Origin of the sequence: Microbacterium lacus (assembly GCF_039531105.1) — a bacterium.
GTDB classification, from domain to species: Bacteria; Actinomycetota; Actinomycetes; order Actinomycetales; family Microbacteriaceae; genus Microbacterium; species Microbacterium lacus.
Genome location: NZ_BAAAPK010000003.1, coordinates 38,518 through 55,967, shown reverse-complemented (window position 1 = coordinate 55,967; position 17,450 = coordinate 38,518). Strand labels below are relative to the sequence as shown.

The following is a 17,450-nucleotide window of genomic DNA, read 5'->3' as shown; positions in this document are numbered from 1 at the left end:
GCCGCCCGAGATCCTCGACCGGCCCCTCCCTTCGACGTCACGACGCCGGGGTGAAGTTCCAGATCGGCGGCCACGTCGAGAACTTCCGCGGCTCGACGTCGATGGCGCTGCTCACCCCGAAGACGCTGTTCGGCTGAACCAGGGTCGCGAACCATGCCTGATCGACGATGTACTCGTTCAACTCGCGGAAGGTCGCGTCGGCCTCCTCGCCCGTCTGCGTCTGCGCCATGTTCACGAGGTCGACGATGTTCTCGTCGGTCGTGTGGAAGGGGTTCCAGAGCGAGTCGGGCAGGAGTGCGAGTTGCGCGAAGTCCCACGGACGGTGGCTGTTCAGGTTGAAGATCGCGGCGGGGTACTTGCCGGATAGGAGATCAGAGATGAACGTCTCCCCGTTCACCGGCTCGTACTGGGGCGTGATTCCGATGGCCGTGAGGGCCTCGGTGACCGCCGCCTGGCGCTTCGGATCGATGGGCCCAAGGTCCGGCATGGGCAGGGTGAACCCGTCCGCGTATCCGGCTTCCGCGAGCAGTGCCTTGGCGGCGTCGACGTCGTGCTCGTACTTCTCGAATGACGGGTCGAAGGCTGCGCTGGACTCGCTGAAGGACTGGGCGGTCGGAGTGCCGACGCCCGCGTAGACCTGCTCGACGATCTGCTCGCGGTCGAAGGCCATGTTGATCGCCTGACGTACCCGGACGTCTGCGAGCGCCGGGACGATCGTGCCGTTGCGATCGAAGAGGAAGACGCCGCTGGCGGTGTAGGCGGGGAAGGACTCCACCTTCAGGCGGTCCGACTCGAGGGTTTCCGCTGCCTGATCGGAGATTCCGGCGAAGTCGATCTGGCCCGAGCGGAGTGCGTTCGTCACGGCGTTTCCGTCGTTGAAGACCGTGATCGTGATCCCGTCGAACGGGAAGTCGTCGGCATTCCAGTAGTCCGGATTCCGCGTGTAGGCGTAGGTCACGCCGGTCTGCGAGGCAGCCGCGTCGAAGACGTACGGTCCGGATCCGACCGGCGTCGTGGCGAGTTCGGGTGTGCCGAGGGCCTCGGGACTCGCGAGCGAACCGGCTGCGCCGCCGAGGTTGGTGAGAAGCGACGGATCCACAGCGGAGAGGGAAATGGTGAGGTGGGTCGGGTCCTCAACTGTCACCGTGTCAATGAATCGCAGCTGACCCGCGGTCTCGCCCGTTCCCGCCTTCGCCGCCTCGAGGTTCGCCTTCACCGCTTCCGCGTCGAGCTTGGCACCGTCGGTGAACGTGACATCGTCGCGGAGGGTCAGACTCAGCTCGGTGCCGGAGTCGTCGTAGCTCCACTCCGTCGCGATGCTCGGCTGCGGCTCACCCTCGCTGTCGTTGCGGAGGATGGTGTCGTAGACGGGCTGGATGAAGGCGGAACCGGGGCCAGCATCGAAGTTCCCCGGCTCGAAAGACGCGATCGGCGAGATCGCTCCGATTCGAAGTTCCTGTGTCTCGCCTGCCGTGTTGGGCGACGCCCCCGAGCACGCCGTCAGCACAAGCGCGCATGCCGCGACGATTGCCGCCGCAAGTTTGTTTCGCATGATTCTCCTCATTGAAAGTGGTACGGCTCTGCGACGGTCAGCTGTGAGTCGGTCGGGAGCGCGGTGCGGAGGCACTCTTGGCCTCAGAGAGGTCCGGTGTCGCCGACTCTCATTGCCACGAACATAATCCGGTAACCGGAAGAAGACAAAGCAATCGTTTCTATATCCGTCATCCATCGCACGGATAGCGCGGGCGGACAGGCGTTATCACCGGCGCCGAAAGTCAGCGGGGCGCTCTTGTTCCTCGAGGCCCACTCGACACGCGGCACGCCTGGCACTGCGTCGCCCTTCCCATGCCTCTACAGCACCGGCGCCTAGGTGGAGCTCGTGCCGTGCCGGCGGTGGGTTTCAGCGAGTGGGCGGGGTGCCGTCCGCGCGCCCGGCTGCGGAGAGAAGCAGTCGGCCGACGTTGGCCTCGTCGAACAGCTCTCCGATTGCCAGCTGCGTGGCTCCGAGCACTCCGCTGACGAGGTCGTCGAGCACCGAGAACTCGATGATGAGATCGGCTGTCGCTGCGGCAGGAAGACGCTCGTGGATGGCGGCGCGGAGAGGCTCGAGCACGTAGTCACGAGCGCGCGCCATACCGCCGCCGACCACCAGCATGTCTGGGGCGAAGAAGCTGACGAGATTCGCGAGAGTGCGCCCGAGCACCCCGGCGGTCCGCTCGAGGAGCTCGCGCGCGGCAACATCGCCCCGCTCGGCCGCGAGCGTGATGTCGTACGGCTCTACCGCGCCGACTCGGGCGAGCGTATCTGCGAGAGCCGGGCTGCGTCCCGTCTGTGCCAGCAGGAGACCGTCCCTCGCGATCGCCCAACGGCTAGCGACCGCATCCAGACACCCCGCCCTGCCGCAGACGCACGAGACCATGCCGACTTCGGGAACCGCGATGTGGCCGACCGATCCTGCGAGTCCATGCGCACCGCGATAGGTTCTGCCCTCCACGATCATCGCCGCGGCCGTGCTCGAGCCCCCACCGAAATACAGCAGGTTCCTCGTACGCGCGGCGCGAGGGTTCGCGACGACCTCCACCAGCGCGAGCAAGTTCGCGCGCCCGTCGACCCAGACGGGAACGGGCCAGCGCCGAGATAGCGCATCGCGCACGGGGTAGCCAGCCCAGCCAGGCAACAGGGGCTCCTCTAGGGGGGCCCCGGCCTCGAAGTCCACCGGCCCGGGGATGCCGACACCCGCGCCGAGCAGATTTCCTGCGGCCGCGTTCTCGGCGACGATTTCGTCGGCGAGAGCGAAGATCCTGGACATGACCTCTTCGGGTCCGCGATGGACATCAATCGGTTCGCGGCGTGTACTGAGCACATTGCCCGCCATGTTGACGGCGCCGACGACCAGTTCCGTCGCCTCGATGTCGACGCCGAGGACGAAGCCGGCATCGGGATTCAGGGAGAGCCGGCGCGGCGCCCGGCCGCCCGTCGAGGGGCCGTGTCCCGCGCTGAGGATCAACCCCGCCTCCTGCAGCTGAGTGACGCGTTCTGCGACCACACTGCGTCCGAGCCCGACCCGCTCGGTCAGCGTCGTCTGCGTGACGCCGTCGTCCCGTCGGATCGCGTCGAGGACGGCCGACAGCCCGGCTTGCCGCTCACCGGCCATTGCACATCCTTCGACTCGAGTTCTCCTCAAGTATGCCGTCCCGTAGGCATTGTTCCGGTCATCGGACGATGGCGTTCGTTGACCCCCAGGGCGGCTCTTCATGACCTCGAGGTGACATCCTCGCCATTGGGCAAGCACGTCACCTTCTCTGCCACGGTGACGGGCGATGGCGCGATCGAGCACGTCGCGTACCTCGACGGTGTCCGGGTCCCTACGACGGAGGTGTATGGTCGAGACCGCGGCGAGGTCGACGTCGACGCCGACATGTACACGCGTCCCCAGATACCCCTCGCGCATCGCGACGATGTCTGGTCGCCCGGTGGCGGCCAGCGCCAGGCCGATCGGGAGGTCGGTGGCCTCAGAGCCGGAACTGACGAAGAAGACCGTGTCGAGCTCGTCGGGGACGGTGTCGCTGAGCCGCTCCGCGTAGTCCGTGATCGCTCTGTAGTGGAACCGCGAGGTGGTGTTCAGACGGCTGGACCTACGCCAGCGACGCCGTCTCGACTTCCGTCGCCGACAACCCGAACGCGTTGTCGACCCGACCCGCGTAGGTCCACATTGTGGCGGCCGCGAACTCGTACCGGGGCGCTTACCGCGGCGCGGAAGCCTCCCGGCATGCACCGGAGGCCGTCGCCGACATCGTCGCCCTGGCCGACGCGGGCGCCCCGGTGGCGGGCTTCATCCGTGAGACGGTCTTCGGCAACACCGGTGGCGTGCTGCTGCCCGACGGCTACCTCGCGCAGGTCTATGAAACCGTCCGCGCACACGGTGGGCTCACGATCGCGGACGAGGTGCAGGTCGGCTACGGCCAGCTGGGCGATTGGTTCTGGGGCTTCCAGCAGCAAGGCGTCATTCCCGACATTGTTGCGGCGGCGAAGTCGATCGGCGCCGGTCAGCCGATCGGCGCCGTGATCACGCGGCGCGACATCGCCGACCGATACCGCACACATGGGCCACTGCCCCCGAAACGGACATTCACGCTCGGCAACCTCGTCGACATGTTCCTCGAGGGCGTGTGAGGCCAGGGTTCTTCCGCAGGTACCGATGACGGTGCCTGCATCACGTTCCCGAGCAGGTTGATGGGATCCTCCGCGTAGTCACTGTTCGCGGGGCGGGCATACCGTGGCATGTGCACCACCTGTGAGGGGCGGCGCACTCCCCCGGAGCCGTTCGCCGCGGAAACACGCGGAACCCATAGCTACCGAGGGGTGCACCACCTCTGGCCAGAACGGTAAGAGTGGTGTTCCAGGTGACCCCCAAGTGACCCCACGGGGACACCCAGGGGTCACTTGAGAGCAGGAATCGACCGCGAAGCAACCCCGCGACCAAAAGCAAAAATCCCTGGCTGACCAAGGATTTTTTCGCGGAGACGGAGGGATTTGAACCCTCGGTCCCCATAAGGGGACTCCACCTTAGCAGGGTGGTGCACTAGGCCGGACTATGCGACGTCTCCAGGCATCCAGCGGCCGAAGCAGCGTGATGCGCCCAGCAAGCATAACCGCTCGGGCGCTGCACTTTCGACCGCCGATGCCGCCCCGATCGTGCGAAACCTCGTGATAATGGCGGAATGCGCCCGACGATGATCGCAGTGTCCGTTCTCGCTCTGTCCGCACTCCTGCTCGCCGGGTGCACCGCCGCGGCGCCCGAGCCATCGGCAGACGCCTCCACCGAGGCCCCCGACACGCAGGTACCCGAAGACGACTTCACCCCCGTCCTCGCGCGCACGCTGAGCACGCCCCGACCGCTTCCCGCGACCGACGGTCTCGTCCACATCGCGTATGAGCTGTTCCTGAGCAATGTGACGACGCAGACGGCCACGATCGAGTCGATTGACGTCATCGACGGCGATGGCCAGTCGCTCCTCCGACTGGACGGTGACGCTGCGGTCCCGTGGATGCGCGTCATGGGTGCGACCGCCCCTGGCCGGGTCATCGGACCGGGGCAGGGCGCGCTGGTCTGGCTCGACGTGACCGTAGACGCCGGTACTGAACTCCCCGAGAGCCTGACGCACGACATCGCCTTCAGCTTCGAGCCGGGAGCGCCGCCGATCATCACGGATCAGATGACCGAGCGTGTCGCGAGCGTCGAGGTCGATCAGGCCGAGCCGGTGGTGATCGGCCCGCCGCTGAAGGGAGCCGGCTGGCTCAACGGCAACAGCTGCTGCGCCGTGACACCCCACCGCGGCGCGGTCAATGCGATCAACGGCGCGTTCCACGCCCCCGAGCGCTACGCGATCGACTACGTCCGCCTCGACGAGAACGGGTCGTTCCTGAGCGGCCCCGTCGACGAGCTCGAGAGCTACCCCTACTTCGGTGCGGACATCATCGCGGTGGGGGACGGCCCGATCGTGTCGATGCGATTCGACCTGCCCGAGCAGACCCCGGGCGCGAACCCGACCGGGCTCACGCTCGATGAATACGGCGGCAACCACATCGTCCAGGACCTCGGTGACGGCGTCTACGCGTTCTACGCCCACCTCCAGCCCGGCAACCCGCTCGCTGTCGAGGTCGGTCAGCAGCTGAAGAAGGGCGAGACGATCGCGCTGCTCGGCAATACCGGCAACACCGATTCACCCCATCTGCACTTCCACCTCATGGACTCGCCCAGCCCGCTCGGCTCGAACGGCATCCCGTTCGTCTACGACTCGTTCGACCTCGAGGGCCAGATCACCGCGCAAGAACTCGATGAGAGGATCGCCGCCGGCGGGCCGTTCACCCTCGATGAGGCGGATGCCGCAGCCGAGAAGGACCTCTATCCCATCTGGCTCACGGTCACCTCGTACCCGGAGTGAACCCGGCCGCTACTGCTCCGCGACGGTGCAGGTGACCTGAGCCGCGGTCGTGCCCGCGATCTCGGACGGCAGCGCCACCCGCGTCTCGGACGGAGCGGCCGAATCCGACGGAGCAGCGGAATCCGAGGGAGCAGGCGACGCCGCAGGATCCGTCACCTCCCCCGTGACCTCGACACCCGACCCCTGGCTCGCCTCGCCGGTGAGCTGGATCGGCTGATTCGCGGCGAGCGCGGCGAACAGCTGATCGGCGACGTCGCGCAGGGGAAGCACGTTGATGTAGTCCGACGTGTACTCGGTCGGGTACTGCACGAACACGATGTCCTCGAACGGCACGTCCTTGGCCGCCATCGCGATCTGCACCATGCGGGTGGGGTTCGCAAGCTCGGAGCTCAGCACGAGCTGGGGCGGGTCGCTGCGGGTGAGCCCGATCGCGGTGGTGGCGAAGGTGAACAGCACGCCGGGGTTGGACAGCACCGCGTCGGACTTCAGCTTGCGCACGAGCGAGGACATGAACTGCTGCTGGTTCGAGATGCGGCCGAGATCGGACCCGTCGCCGATGCCGTGGCGGATCCGGAGGAACTGCAACGCCTCCACTCCCTGGAGGGTGTGGGTGCCGGCCGTGAGCGAGAGCCCGGTGTGCGGGTCGTTGATGTCGCCGCTCACGCACACGTCCACCCCGCCGACCGCGTCGGACATGTCGATGACCCCGGTCCACCGGATCGCGCCGGCGAACTGGATCTGCTCTCCGGTGAGCTCCTCGATCGTCATGACCGTGCAGGTGAGCCCGCCGTACTGGTACGAGGCGTTCAGCGGCTGCGGACTCATCGCCGAGTACGACCCGCCCTGCCCGTCGGGGCACGACGGGATCGGCACGAGCATGTCGCGCGGGAACGAGACGACGGTGACGTGCCGCGGCTCATCGCTGATGTGCACGAGCATCGTGACGTCGTTGCGCTCACCCGGCGCATCGTCGGGGTCGGCGCATCGCGGGAAGAGCGCGACGTCCTGCCCTTCGCACGAGTCGGATCCGACGAGCAGCAGGTTCACCCCGCCCTCGATCTCGCCGATCGACGGCGGGAGCGCCTCTTCACCGCCGATGTCGACCGAGTTCTCCCCGAGCGCGGAGAACGTGTCCCAGACCGCGTACGCCGCGACACCCGCTGCGCTCACGCCGAGCACCGCGACGACGACCCCGAGGATCGACAGCACACGCAGAAGCGGATGCCGCTCCCGCCGCACCGCATGACGCGCCAGCGGCCCCGACTCGGGGTTGTGCTCCGCCACGGATCAGCCCGAGAGGTTCCCCGCCGAGCACGTGTTCTGCGCGGCGCTCTGACCCGGGATGTCGAGTTCGACCGGAGCCTCGGCCGGCGCCTCGGTCGCACCGGGCGTCGCCGCCGGATCGGGGGTCGCGGCATCCGCCGGCGGGTCGGCGGTGATGACGCCGCCGCCGACATTCGGGTCGCTCGTGAGCACGATCGGCTGGTTGGCCGCGAGCGCCGCCCACAGCTGGTCCGCCGCTTCGTAGTCGGGGACGACACGGTTCGAGTCCGCCGGGTCATCCGTCACGGGGTACTGCACGAACACGATCTCGTCGAACGGCACGCTCTTCACGGCGAGCGCGATCTGCACGAGTGTGAGGGGGTTCGTGAGGCTCTTGCTGGGCGTGGTGTTGTCGACCGCGGTGGTGGCGAGCTTCAGCAGCGTCGCCGGGTTCGTGAGCACCTCTTCGCTCACGAGCTTGCGCGCGAGGCGCGACATGTACTGCTGCTGGTTCGAGATGCGGGCGAGGTCCGAGCCGTTCTCCAGCCCGTGACGGGTACGGAGGAACTGCAGTGCCTCGATGCCCTGGACGGTGCGGTTGCCGGCCGGCCAGTCGATCCCCGTATAGAAGTCGCGGATGCCACCGTTGCCGATGCAGACCTCGACACCACCGATCGCGTCGGTGATGTTGATCACGCCGCCGAAGTTGACCTTCGCCGCGAACGGGATGTTCAGGCCGCTGAGCTGCGACACCGTCTTGACGACGCAGTTCAGGCCGCCTTCCTCGAACACCGAGTTGATCTGCTGCTTGCTCGCGCCCCCGGTCTCGGAGCCGTCCTCGGCCGTGCACGAGGGAACCGGCGCCATCAGATCGCGCGGGAACGAGATCACGGTCACCCGGCGCGGTGCGTCGGAGATGTGCACGAGCAGGTTGACGTCGTTCAGCTCGCCCTCGGAATCCGCGCCGGTGCAGCGGTCTCCGAAGTAGGCGGCGAACTCGGGCAGGCACTCGTCGGTGCCGGCGACGAGCAGGTTCACACCACCCTCGATCGCGCCGATGTCCGGCGGTACAGCCTCCTGGCCGTCGAGGTCGACGGAGGCTTCGGTGAAGCTCGTGGTGATGTCGTACGCGGCATAGGCCGCGACCCCTGCGCCCGAGACGAGCCCGACGGCGACGATGATGCCGACGACCTTGAGGAGGAAGGCGAGCGGATGCGGCGACTTCAGCTCACCGTGGCGCGCGATGGTCCGGCGGCCACGCTTGGCGGGCTTGGTCGTCTGACTCACTCGGGTCCTCTCGGGATGCTCTGCGGGTGCGGGGCTCGAGAGCACACCCACGGCTCAGCGGAGGGTGTGGGATTCGAACCCACGGGACATTGCTGCCCACTGGTTTTCAAGACCAGGTCCATCGGCCGCTCGGACAACCCTCCCGACGGATGCCGAAGCACACGCCGAACAGTCGTCGAGTCTAACCGACAGCACTGTTCACCGATTGTTCCAGCAGCGCCTGAGGAGGTCCTGTGCGGCGCGCCCGCGCGGGCTCTCCCGCGCACCGCGCGTGGACTACAGCGCGGTCAGCACCGCGGCCACGCCGCCGTCCTGCACGCTGCCTGTCACTTCGCCCGCGGCATCCCGGACCTCTTGCGGACCCTGCGCCATCGCGACCGCCCGGCCGCCGCCCCGGCGCGCCCACTCGAACATGCCGATGTCGTTGCGTCCGTCGCCCATCACGAGGACCTGCGACCCGTCGATGCCGAGGAGCTCGCGCACCCGCTCGAGCGCGGTGCCCTTGTCAACGCCCTGCGGGGCGATGTCCAGCCACGCGGTCCAGCCGACCGCGTAGGAGACCTCGTTCAGCCCGATGCGTTCGACGAGCTCGACGAAGTCCGCTTCGCTGTCCCCCGGCGAGACCACGACGACGCGGCAGACCGGCATCGCGCTCAGGTCGGCGAACGGCACGCGGGTCGCGTTCGCGAGATTCCAGTCGCCGAGGTGCTCGGTGTACAGGCGATGCCCGTCGGCGAGCTCGACCATGTACTTCGCGTCGGGGAGGTGTGCGCCCAGCAGCGCCAGCACCTCGGCGGGATCGAACGTCTCGATGTGGAAGCGCTCGTACTCGCCGTCGCCGTTCGCACGGAGGGTGACCGCGCCGTTGGAGCACACGACGAACTCGGGGCTGAGTCCGAGGGCGTGCAGGATCTCCTCCGTGCCCTCCCAGCTGCGCCCGGTCGCGAGCATGACCTCGGCACCGGCCTTCTCGGCGGCACGGACGGCGTCCACGACACCGGGGCTCATGGTCTCGTCCTCGAGGATCACCGTGCCGTCGATGTCGAGGACGACCAGGCGCCGCTCGGCCGAGCCGGCTGCCGTCACGCGGTGGGCTCCATGACCTCGAGGCCGCCGAGGTAGGGCCGCAGCACCTCGGGCACGACCACCGAGCCGTCGGCCCGCTGATGCGTCTCCAGGAGCGCGACGATCCAGCGCGTCGTCGCGAGCGTGCCGTTCAGCGTCGCGACGGGCTGGGTCTTGCCCGCGGCGCCGTCCTCGAGTGCCGGACGGTGACGGATGCCGAGCCGGCGCGCCTGGTACGTCGTGCAGTTCGACGTCGAGGTCAGCTCGCGGTACGCACCCTGCGTCGGCACCCATGCCTCGACGTCGTACTTGCGCGCGGCACTCGAACCCAGGTCGCCGGCGGCGACGTCGATCACGCGATAGCTCAGGCCCAGGCTCTGCAGCATCTGCTCCTGCAGCTCGACGAGCCGCAGGTGCTCGGCCTCGGCATCCGCCACCGTCGTGTGGACGAACATCTCGAGCTTGTTGAACTGGTGCACGCGGATGATGCCACGGGTGTCCTTGCCGTAGGAGCCCGCCTCACGGCGGTAGCAGGTCGACCATCCGGCGTACCGCTTCGGACCACTCGACAGGTCGAGGATCTCGTCCATGTGGTAGCCCGCGAGCGGCACTTCGCTCGTGCCGACGAGGTAGAGGTCGTCCTCGTCGAGGTGGTAGATCTCGTCGGCGTGCTCGCCGAGGAAGCCGGTCCCGCGCATGACCTCGGGACGCACGAGCGTCGGCGGGATGAGCGGGACGAACCCCGCCTGGAGCGCGCGGTCGAGGGCGAGCGTCATGAGCGCGAGCTCGAGGCGGGCACCGATGCCCTTGAGGAAGTAGAACCGGCTGCCCGAGACCTTCGTGCCGCGCTCCATGTCGATCGCGTCCAGCAGCTCGCCGAGCTCGAGGTGGTCTCGGGGTTCGAAGTCGAACGTCGGGATCTCACCGTGCGTGCGCAGCGTGACGAAGTTCTCCTCACCCCCGGCCGGCACCCCGTCGATCACGATGTTCTCGATCTTCGCGAGTGCCGCATCCGCCGCCTGCTCGGCCGCGTTGAGGGTCTGCTGGGCGGCCTTGACACCGTCGCTCAGCGCCTTGGCCTCCGCCACGAGCGCCGCCTTCTCCTCCTTCGGCGCCTGCGCGACACGCTTGCCGTGCGCGTTCTGCGCGGCACGCAGCTCCTCGAAGGCGGTGAGCGCGGCCCGGCGGTCGCGATCAGCGGCGAGGGCCGCGTCGACGGATTCGCGCGAGTGGCCTCGAGCCTCCTGTGAGCGCACGACCAGCTCGGGATTCTCGCGGAGAAGCGTCAGATCGATCACCCGGCCAAGTCTATAGAGGGGCATCCGGCGAACGATCGGCGGCTCGGAGCCCTGGGCCCGTCGGGAGCCGCGGCCCTTGCCGACTATCGTGTGAGCATGACCGAGCCCGCCGCCCGCCACGCGGCGCTCGTGTACAACCCCGTGAAGGCCGACGGCAAGGCCCTCCGCGCCACCGTCGCGCGGCTCTCCGCCGCTGCGGGCTGGGGTGCGCCGCTGTTCTTCGAGACCACGATCCAGGATCTCGGCGCCGGAGTCACGCGGCAGGCCCTGGAGGCGGGCGCGGATGCCGTCCTCGTCGCGGGCGGCGACGGTACGGTGCGCGCGGTCGTCGAGGCGATGAGCGAGAGCGGCGTGCCCCTCACGATCGTCCCGAGCGGCACCGGCAACCTCCTCGCCCGCAACCTGCTGCTGCCGCTGACGGATGCCGCCGCCATGGTGCAGGCGACGTTCGACGGCGATCGCATCGGCGTCGACGTGGGGTTCGCGGCGATCCGGCGGCAGGACGGCACGAGCGAGGAGCGGGCGTTCGTCGTCATGGGCGGCATGGGGCTGGACGCCGCGATGATCGCGAACACGAGCGGGGACCTCAAGAAGCGCGTCGGCTGGATCGCGTACGTCGACGGCGCGGCGCGCTCGCTCGCGGGCGCGAAGCCCTTCCGCATCGCCTATCAGGTCGCGGGCAGGCGCCTGCACTCGGCGAAGGTGCAGTCGATCCTGATCGCGAACTGCGGATCGCTTCCGGCCGGCCTGGAACTCATCCCCTCGGCATCCGTGTCGGACGGCGAACTGGACATCGCGATCTTCCAGCCGAAGAACGCACTCGGCTGGATCCTGGTCTGGCGTCGCGTCGCGTGGGACAACAGCGTGCTGCGGCGGTTCCGCGCCGGCCGACAGGTGCTGGCCCTGCGTACGGAGGACAACTCGGTGCTGTACGCGCACGGCACCGGCTTGGACGTCGCGAGCGAGACGCCGCAGCCGGTGCAGCTGGACGGCGATGAGTTCGGCACGGCCGTGCGGCTGCGCGCGCGGGTCGTCCCCGGCGGACTGATCACCGTGGTGCCGAAGGGGCACGACACCTCGCGGCTCTGACCCCGATCAGGTTCCCGGGGTGGCCGCATCCGGTGCGACGACCTCCGCGACCGCGGTGAAGAGCGGATTGGCGATGTTGGCGATCAGCGGCGCACCGCTGACCGGGTCGTACGCCTCGTCCGCGTACGTCGCCGCGATCGCGATCGTGATGTCGTCCGCGGGAAGGTGGGCGGCGACACCGGCGAAGCCGTGATACTGCGGGTTCTGCAGCAGCCAGTCGCCGGACAGCACGATGCCGAACCCGTACGTGTAGAACTCGTTCTGCACGAAACACGTGTTCGGGCACGCCGGCAGCGCCGTCGTCTTTCCGCGCAGCGTCGGTGCGATCATCCGCTCGTACGACTCGTCGCTGATGAGCTCGCCGCGGCCGACGGCCCGGGCGATGGTGGCCATGTCCGTGATGTCGGTGTTCTGCACGAGTCCGGGACCGAGCGACCACGACGGGTTCCAGTACGTGGAGTCCTCGATGAAGAGCCGGTCCGCGGGGATGCCGAGATACTCGCGCCGTTCGCTGTCGAACGCGTGGAGCACCGGCGTCAGGATCTCCGGTGTTCCGGGATCGGCCGTCTCGGTCATCCCCAGCGGGTCCAGGATGCGGTCCTGGATCTCGGTCGCCAGCGGCCGTCCGGTGATCTCCTGCAGCGCGAGTGAGAGCAGCACGTAGTTGGTGTGGGCGTAATCCCAATTGGTGCCCGGTTCGTACAGGAGAGGCTGGTCGGTGCCGTACGTGTAGAGCTCCTGCGGCGTCCACTGGCGGAACGGGTCGCGGGTGAACTCCTCGATGAAGGAGGCGTCCTGCACGTAGTCGGCGTAGCCGGATGTCATCTGGGCGAGCTGCCCGAGGGTGACCTGATCCGCGTGGGGGACGTCGGGCAGCCACTGGTCGATCGTGTCGTCGAGGCTCACGGTGCCGTCGTCGACGAGCTGGAACAGCACGGTCGCCGCCTGAGGGATCGATACGGCGCCGCTGCGGAAGTGCATGTCCGTCGTCGCCGGCACCCCGGGCATCGATTCCCCCCACGCCTGCGTGATGACCACCTGATCGCCGCGAAGGACCCGGACGATCGCGGCGCGGACGTGCGCGTCCGCCATCGTCCGCTCGACGGCGTCTTGGATCGCCGCGACCTCGCCGCCATCGGCGGACACCGCCGGGGTGGCCGCCGTCGGGCTCGCTTCGGGCGCGGGCGCCGTGCACCCGGACATGACGACGGCAAGACACAGCGCCGCTCCCGCGAGAGCTCGCTTCGTCGTGTGCATGAGCGCCCCTGCCCCCGGCCCGATCCCCAGGTGGTCAGCGTATCCCGTGGCCGTGTCAAGCCCGGCGCGAACGGGCCGGGGGGCGCCGTGGCGCGGTTACGATCCGAGGATGACTGCGCCCTCGATCGTCTGGTTCCGCGACGACCTGCGTCTGGCCGACAACCCGGCCCTCCGCGCCGCGATCGATCGGGACGAGCCGATCATCGCGCTGTACGTCTTCGACGAGGAGTCCGACGGCATCCGGCCCCTCGGCGGCGCCGCGAAGTGGTGGCTGCACGGCTCGCTCGCGTCTCTCGGCGAGCGCCTCGCCGAGCGGGGCGGCGCGCTCGTGCTGCGCCGCGGCCCCGCGGGGCGGGTCATCCGCGACGTCGCGAAGGAGTCCGGTGCGGGAGCGGTGTTCTGGAACCGGCGCTACGGCGGCGCCGAGCGGGCGATCGACGCCGACCTGAAGGACGGCCTGCGCGCGGACGGGCTCACGGTGGAATCCTTCGCGGGCTCCCTGCTGTTCGAGCCGTGGACCGTGACCACGGGTGCCGGCACCCCGTACGCCGTGTTCACCCCGTTCTGGCGGGCGTGCCAGGCGATGCCCGCGCCGCGGGCGCCCCTCCCCGAGCCGCGCGAGGTGCCGGCGCCCGGCCGGACACCGAAGAGCGACGACCTCGACGATTGGGAGCTGCTGCCGACGAAGCCCGACTGGGCGGCGGGTCTGCGTGAGACCTGGGAGCCGGGCGAGCCGGCGGCGCGGGCGCGGCTGCGCGATTTCCTCGCCGAGGACCTGGGCTCGTACGACGACTCGCGCGACGAGCCGTCCACCGGCTCGACCTCCCGGCTCTCGCCGCGCCTGCGGTGGGGCGAGATCAGCCCGTACCAGGTGTGGCACGAGACGGCGGAGGCCCGCGGCACCGGGGCGAAGGCCGCGTCCGCGGGGCGGTTCCTCTCCGAGATCGGCTGGCGCGAGTTCGCCGCGCACACGCTGTTCCACTTCCCGGATCTCGCGACGAAGAACCTGCGGTCCGAGTTCGACGCGTTCCCCTGGCCGCGGCTCAAGCCCACGCAGCTCGAAGCCTGGCAGAAGGGGAAGACCGGCATCCCCCTCGTCGACGCCGGAATGCGCGAACTCTGGCACACCGGCATCATGCACAACCGGATCCGGATGGTCACCGCGTCCTTCCTCATCAAGAACCTGCTGATCGACTGGCGGCGGGGCGAGGAGTGGTTCTGGGACACGCTCGTCGACGCCGACGGCGCCTCGAACCCGTTCAACTGGCAGTGGGTCGCGGGCTCGGGCGCCGATGCGGCGCCGTACTTCCGCGTGTTCAACCCCGAGTTGCAGGCCAAGAAGTTCGACCCGCGCGCGCTGTACATCCGGCAGTGGGCGCCGGAGTACTCGAGCGGGGAGGCGACCGAGGACGCGATCGTGGAGCTCGGCGAGACCCGCAAGCGCGCACTCGCCGCCTATGAGGAGATGCGCCGCACCCCGCGGAGCTGAGTCCGGCAGGCGTTGCGCGCGACCGCAGTGAAAGCGCGGGGTGAATCGAGCGGTTCGGGCCCCGATCGTCAGCCGAAGCGCCGATTTCTCCCCGTGCTTTCGCCCACCGCGCCGGACACCTGCCTCGCGCAGGCGGAGCCGCCGGAATAGCCGCCCACGCCGGCCGGTTGTGCCCTGAGATGTCCTCACCCGCGCTTCCCGCTCTGTCCGTCCTCGACCTCGTTCCGGTGCGCACCGCGCAGACCAGTTCGGAGGCGATCGCGTCCTCGCTCGATCTGGTGCAGCGCGCCGATGAGCTCGGCTACCGCCGCTACTGGTTCGCCGAGCACCACAACATGCCGGCCGTGGCCTCGACGACCCCGCCCGTGCTGATCGCGGCGGCAGCCGCTCGCAGCACGCGCATCCGCGTCGGATCCGGCGGGGTGATGCTCCCCAACCACGCACCGCTCGTCGTCGCCGAGCAGTTCGCCGCACTCGAGGCGCTCGCGCCGGGACGCATCGACCTCGGCATCGGCCGGGCGCCGGGCAGCGACCCCGTGATCACGCAGCTCCTGCGCATGGCCGGCACGACCTCGGATGTCGAGCGCTTCCCCGAGCACGTGCGCGACATCCGCGGGCTCCTCTCCGGCGACGGCGCGACCGTGCGCTTCACGAGCGGCGGCACGTACGACGTGCACGCCACCCCCGCGGCGACGACCGTGCCCGAGGTGTGGCTGCTGGGCTCGAGCGATTACTCGGCCCAGCTGGCGGCATCCCTGGGTCTGCCCTACGTCTTCGCCAACCACTTCTCCGGCGAGGGGTTGGAGCGCGCGCTCGATCTGTACCGCACCGGCTACCGGCCGTCCGAGGAGCACCCCGAACCGGCGACGTTCCTCACGATCAACGCGGTCGCCGCGCCCACCGCCGAGGAAGCAGAGGCCCGCGCCCTTCCGCAGCTGCGGATGATGGCGCGCCTGCGCACCGGCAAGCCGCTCACCGCCCTCGAGACCGTCGAGCAGGCCCGTTCCGCCCTCGCGGCCGAGGGCGATGTCCAGGCCGAAGGCATCATGGCCGCCGCCCGTCGGCGATGGCTCGTCGGCAGCGGCGAAGACGTGCGCACCGGGCTCACCGAGTTCGCCACGCGGCACGGGGTCGACGAGGTCATGATCTCGCCCGTCGCGGGAGCGTTCGACGGCGAGCCGATGGATGCCGCGCTCGCCCGCCGGCAGACGCTCGAGCTGCTCGCGGCCTGACGGCCGGCGGCGGCCGGCTACCAGGAGATGAGCTGCCGAGGCGTGATCTCGATCACCACGCTGTAGCGGGCGGCCATCTGCGGGAGCGTGAGATTCAGACCCGCCAGTCCGCCGCGATACTTGCGCGCGTAATCCTCACCCACCGACTCGAGCCACTCGATCGTCGGCTGCGCCGACAGCTCGGCGGTCCCCCGCAGCACGGTCAGCTGCTCGTGATCGTCGCCCGCCTCCAGGTGGAAAGCGACGCGCGGGTCGTGGCGGATGTTGCGCACCTTCGCGGTGGCCGGCTCGCTGAAGATGAGCGCGCGACCGTCGCGCCAGAGGAACCAGATCGGAACAGCGTGCGGATACCCGTCGCGTCCGGTCGTGGCGAGCCACCCGATCTGCTCGGAATCCAGGCGGGTGAGCGCGCGGGCGTGCACCTCATCGGCGGGATCGAAGACGAAGGGAGCGTCGGAGATCGGCATCGTCACACCTCCGGTTCGCCGCTGACCAGGGCCCGCAGCCAGTCCCGCGCCTCGACGAAGACGTCGTCGGAGTAGCGCTCGGGGTAGCGCACGATCGCGCGGTCGGCGCGCGGGTACGAGCCCAGGAAGATCACCTTCGGGCTGAAACGGCGCAGGCCGAGAAGGGCGTCCGCCATGCGCTCGTCCTCGATGTGCCCGTCGGCGTCGATCACGAAGCGGTACCGGCCGAGGGCGTCGCCGATCGGGCGGGAGGCCAGGAGCGAGAGGTTGATGCCGCGCGTGGCGAACTGCTCGAGCATCTCCAGCAGCGCGCCGGGGTGGTCTTCGGGCAGCTCCGCGATCAGCGAGGTCTTATCGGCGCCGGTCGGGGCCGGCGGAGCGGTCGTCCGGGCGACGAGCACGAACCGGGTGACCGCCTCGGGGTTGTCGCCGATCTTCTCGGCGAGCAGCTCGAGTTCGTGGTGCTCGAGGATTCCGGGGGGCGAGATGGCGGCATCCGCATCGCTCGTCCCGTCGAGAAGGCCGACCGCGCTGGCCACATTGCTCGCCGCGGGCAGGTGCGCGTGGGCGGGCAGGTTCTCGGTGAGCCACCGCAGGCATTGCGCGTAGGCGACAGGATGAGCGGCGACGAGGGAGACGTCCTCGAGCTTCGTGCCGGGTCGGGCGACGAGCACGAAGTCGACGGGGACGAGGTATTCGCCGACGATCCGCAGGCCGGGCATCGTCGCGAGGGCGTCCTGGGCGGTCGAGACGCCGCCGTCGATCGAGTTCTCGATCGCGATCATGGCGGCATCCGAACGGCCCTCGACGACGTCGGCGAGCGCTTCCCCGACGTTGCGGACCGGGCGCCACGTGTGTCCGCGCGCCTCCGGAACCTGCGCGAGCGCCGCCTCGGTGAACGTGCCCGCCGGGCCCAGGTAGCTGTAGGTGCGTCGCGGCGGAGTCTCGGGCTCGGTGGTCACGGGTGTCAGCCTATCCACGTACCGAAGTACTGCCGGGCGGGGCGGGTGGGATGAACGCCTCCCGGAATTCCGCGACCCGTGCCGGCGCCGAGTCCC

14 protein-coding genes and 2 tRNA genes are annotated in these 17,450 nt (G+C 69.3%); 5 read left to right on the top strand and 11 right to left on the bottom strand.

Annotated features, from left to right (window positions below; genetic code table 11):
- Positions 1 to 37: 37 nt before the first annotated feature.
- Positions 38 to 1,552, bottom strand: a complete 1,515-nt coding sequence (locus ABD197_RS16510) for an ABC transporter substrate-binding protein (RefSeq protein ID WP_344056077.1) — start codon at positions 1,550 to 1,552, stop codon at positions 38 to 40.
- A gap of 348 nt (positions 1,553 to 1,900) precedes the next feature.
- Positions 1,901 to 3,154 (bottom strand): ROK family transcriptional regulator, encoded by a 1,254-nt coding sequence (locus tag ABD197_RS16505; RefSeq protein ID WP_344056076.1) that lies wholly within the window; start codon positions 3,152 to 3,154, stop codon positions 1,901 to 1,903.
- 560 nt (positions 3,155 to 3,714) lie between these two features.
- On the opposite strand from ABD197_RS16505, the gene ABD197_RS16500 reads away from it, so the two are divergent.
- Positions 3,715 to 4,173, top strand: a complete 459-nt coding sequence (locus tag ABD197_RS16500) for an aminotransferase class III-fold pyridoxal phosphate-dependent enzyme (RefSeq protein ID WP_344056075.1) — start codon at positions 3,715 to 3,717, stop codon at positions 4,171 to 4,173.
- A gap of 345 nt (positions 4,174 to 4,518) precedes the next feature.
- Here ABD197_RS16500 and ABD197_RS16495 read toward each other — a convergent pair.
- Positions 4,519 to 4,607 (bottom strand) — tRNA-Ser (locus ABD197_RS16495).
- Between the two features lie 114 nt (positions 4,608 to 4,721).
- Here ABD197_RS16495 and ABD197_RS16490 point away from each other — a divergent pair.
- Positions 4,722 to 5,945 carry a M23 family metallopeptidase gene (locus tag ABD197_RS16490; protein ID WP_344056074.1) on the top strand — a complete coding sequence of 408 codons (1,224 nt, stop codon included), beginning with the start codon at positions 4,722 to 4,724 and terminating at the stop codon, positions 5,943 to 5,945.
- A 9-nt stretch (positions 5,946 to 5,954) separates the two neighbouring features.
- Here ABD197_RS16490 and ABD197_RS16485 read toward each other — a convergent pair whose 3' ends face one another.
- The 5 genes from ABD197_RS16485 to serS form a co-directional block, all read right to left on the bottom strand.
- Positions 5,955 to 7,229, bottom strand: coding sequence for an LCP family protein (locus ABD197_RS16485; RefSeq protein ID WP_344056073.1), 1,275 nt, complete (start codon positions 7,227 to 7,229; stop codon positions 5,955 to 5,957).
- 3 nt (positions 7,230 to 7,232) lie between these two features.
- On the bottom strand, positions 7,233 to 8,495 hold the full coding sequence (locus ABD197_RS16480) for an LCP family protein (protein ID WP_344056072.1): 1,263 nt from the start codon (positions 8,493 to 8,495) through the stop codon (positions 7,233 to 7,235).
- Positions 8,496 to 8,553: 58 nt separating this feature from the next.
- Positions 8,554 to 8,638, bottom strand: a tRNA-Ser gene (locus tag ABD197_RS16475).
- A 133-nt stretch (positions 8,639 to 8,771) separates the two neighbouring features.
- On the bottom strand, positions 8,772 to 9,581 hold the full coding sequence (locus ABD197_RS16470) for an HAD family hydrolase (protein WP_344056071.1): 810 nt from the start codon (positions 9,579 to 9,581) through the stop codon (positions 8,772 to 8,774).
- Entirely contained in the window at positions 9,578 to 10,858 is a 1,281-nt protein-coding gene (serS, locus tag ABD197_RS16465; RefSeq protein ID WP_344056070.1) for a serine--tRNA ligase, read from the bottom strand. Before serS ends, ABD197_RS16470 begins: the two co-directional genes overlap by 4 nt.
- A gap of 96 nt (positions 10,859 to 10,954) precedes the next feature.
- On the opposite strand from serS, the gene ABD197_RS16460 reads away from it, so the two are divergent.
- Entirely contained in the window at positions 10,955 to 11,947 is a 993-nt protein-coding gene (locus ABD197_RS16460; protein ID WP_344056069.1) for a diacylglycerol/lipid kinase family protein, read from the top strand.
- 6 nt (positions 11,948 to 11,953) lie between these two features.
- Here the strand turns inward: ABD197_RS16460 and ABD197_RS16455 are convergent, their stop codons facing one another.
- Positions 11,954 to 13,204: a serine hydrolase domain-containing protein gene (locus tag ABD197_RS16455; protein ID WP_344056068.1), complete on the bottom strand. Its 1,251-nt coding sequence runs from the start codon at positions 13,202 to 13,204 to the stop codon at positions 11,954 to 11,956.
- Between the two features lie 109 nt (positions 13,205 to 13,313).
- Between ABD197_RS16455 and ABD197_RS16450 the strand changes: the two genes are divergently transcribed.
- Complete coding sequence (locus tag ABD197_RS16450; RefSeq protein WP_344056067.1) at positions 13,314 to 14,693, top strand: cryptochrome/photolyase family protein; 1,380 nt, start codon at positions 13,314 to 13,316, stop codon at positions 14,691 to 14,693.
- A gap of 179 nt (positions 14,694 to 14,872) precedes the next feature.
- Entirely contained in the window at positions 14,873 to 15,925 is a 1,053-nt protein-coding gene (locus ABD197_RS16445; protein WP_344056066.1) for an LLM class flavin-dependent oxidoreductase, read from the top strand.
- 17 nt (positions 15,926 to 15,942) lie between these two features.
- Here ABD197_RS16445 and ABD197_RS16440 read toward each other — a convergent pair whose 3' ends face one another.
- Positions 15,943 to 16,392, bottom strand: coding sequence for a TIGR03618 family F420-dependent PPOX class oxidoreductase (locus tag ABD197_RS16440; protein WP_344056065.1), 450 nt, complete (start codon positions 16,390 to 16,392; stop codon positions 15,943 to 15,945).
- Between the two features lie 2 nt (positions 16,393 to 16,394).
- A complete protein-coding gene (gene pheA, locus ABD197_RS16435) occupies positions 16,395 to 17,354 on the bottom strand; it encodes a prephenate dehydratase (RefSeq protein WP_344056064.1) in 960 nt (319 codons plus the stop codon).
- Positions 17,355 to 17,450: the final 96 nt, after the last annotated feature.

Bases quoted from the DNA above. Each gene is read 5' to 3' on its own strand.
- ABD197_RS16510 (WP_344056077.1), bottom strand. From the start codon at position 1,552: ATGCGAAACAAACTTGCGGCGGCAATCGTCGCGGCATGCGCGCTTGTG.
- ABD197_RS16505 (WP_344056076.1), bottom strand. From the start codon at position 3,154: ATGGCCGGTGAGCGGCAAGCCGGGCTGTCGGCCGTCCTCGACGCGATC.
- ABD197_RS16490 (WP_344056074.1), top strand. From the start codon at position 4,722: ATGCGCCCGACGATGATCGCAGTGTCCGTTCTCGCTCTGTCCGCACTC.
- ABD197_RS16460 (WP_344056069.1), top strand. From the start codon at position 10,955: ATGACCGAGCCCGCCGCCCGCCACGCGGCGCTCGTGTACAACCCCGTG.
- ABD197_RS16455 (WP_344056068.1), bottom strand. From the start codon at position 13,204: ATGCACACGACGAAGCGAGCTCTCGCGGGAGCGGCGCTGTGTCTTGCC.
- ABD197_RS16450 (WP_344056067.1), top strand. From the start codon at position 13,314: ATGACTGCGCCCTCGATCGTCTGGTTCCGCGACGACCTGCGTCTGGCC.
- ABD197_RS16445 (WP_344056066.1), top strand. From the start codon at position 14,873: ATGTCCTCACCCGCGCTTCCCGCTCTGTCCGTCCTCGACCTCGTTCCG.
- ABD197_RS16440 (WP_344056065.1), bottom strand. From the start codon at position 16,392: ATGCCGATCTCCGACGCTCCCTTCGTCTTCGATCCCGCCGATGAGGTG.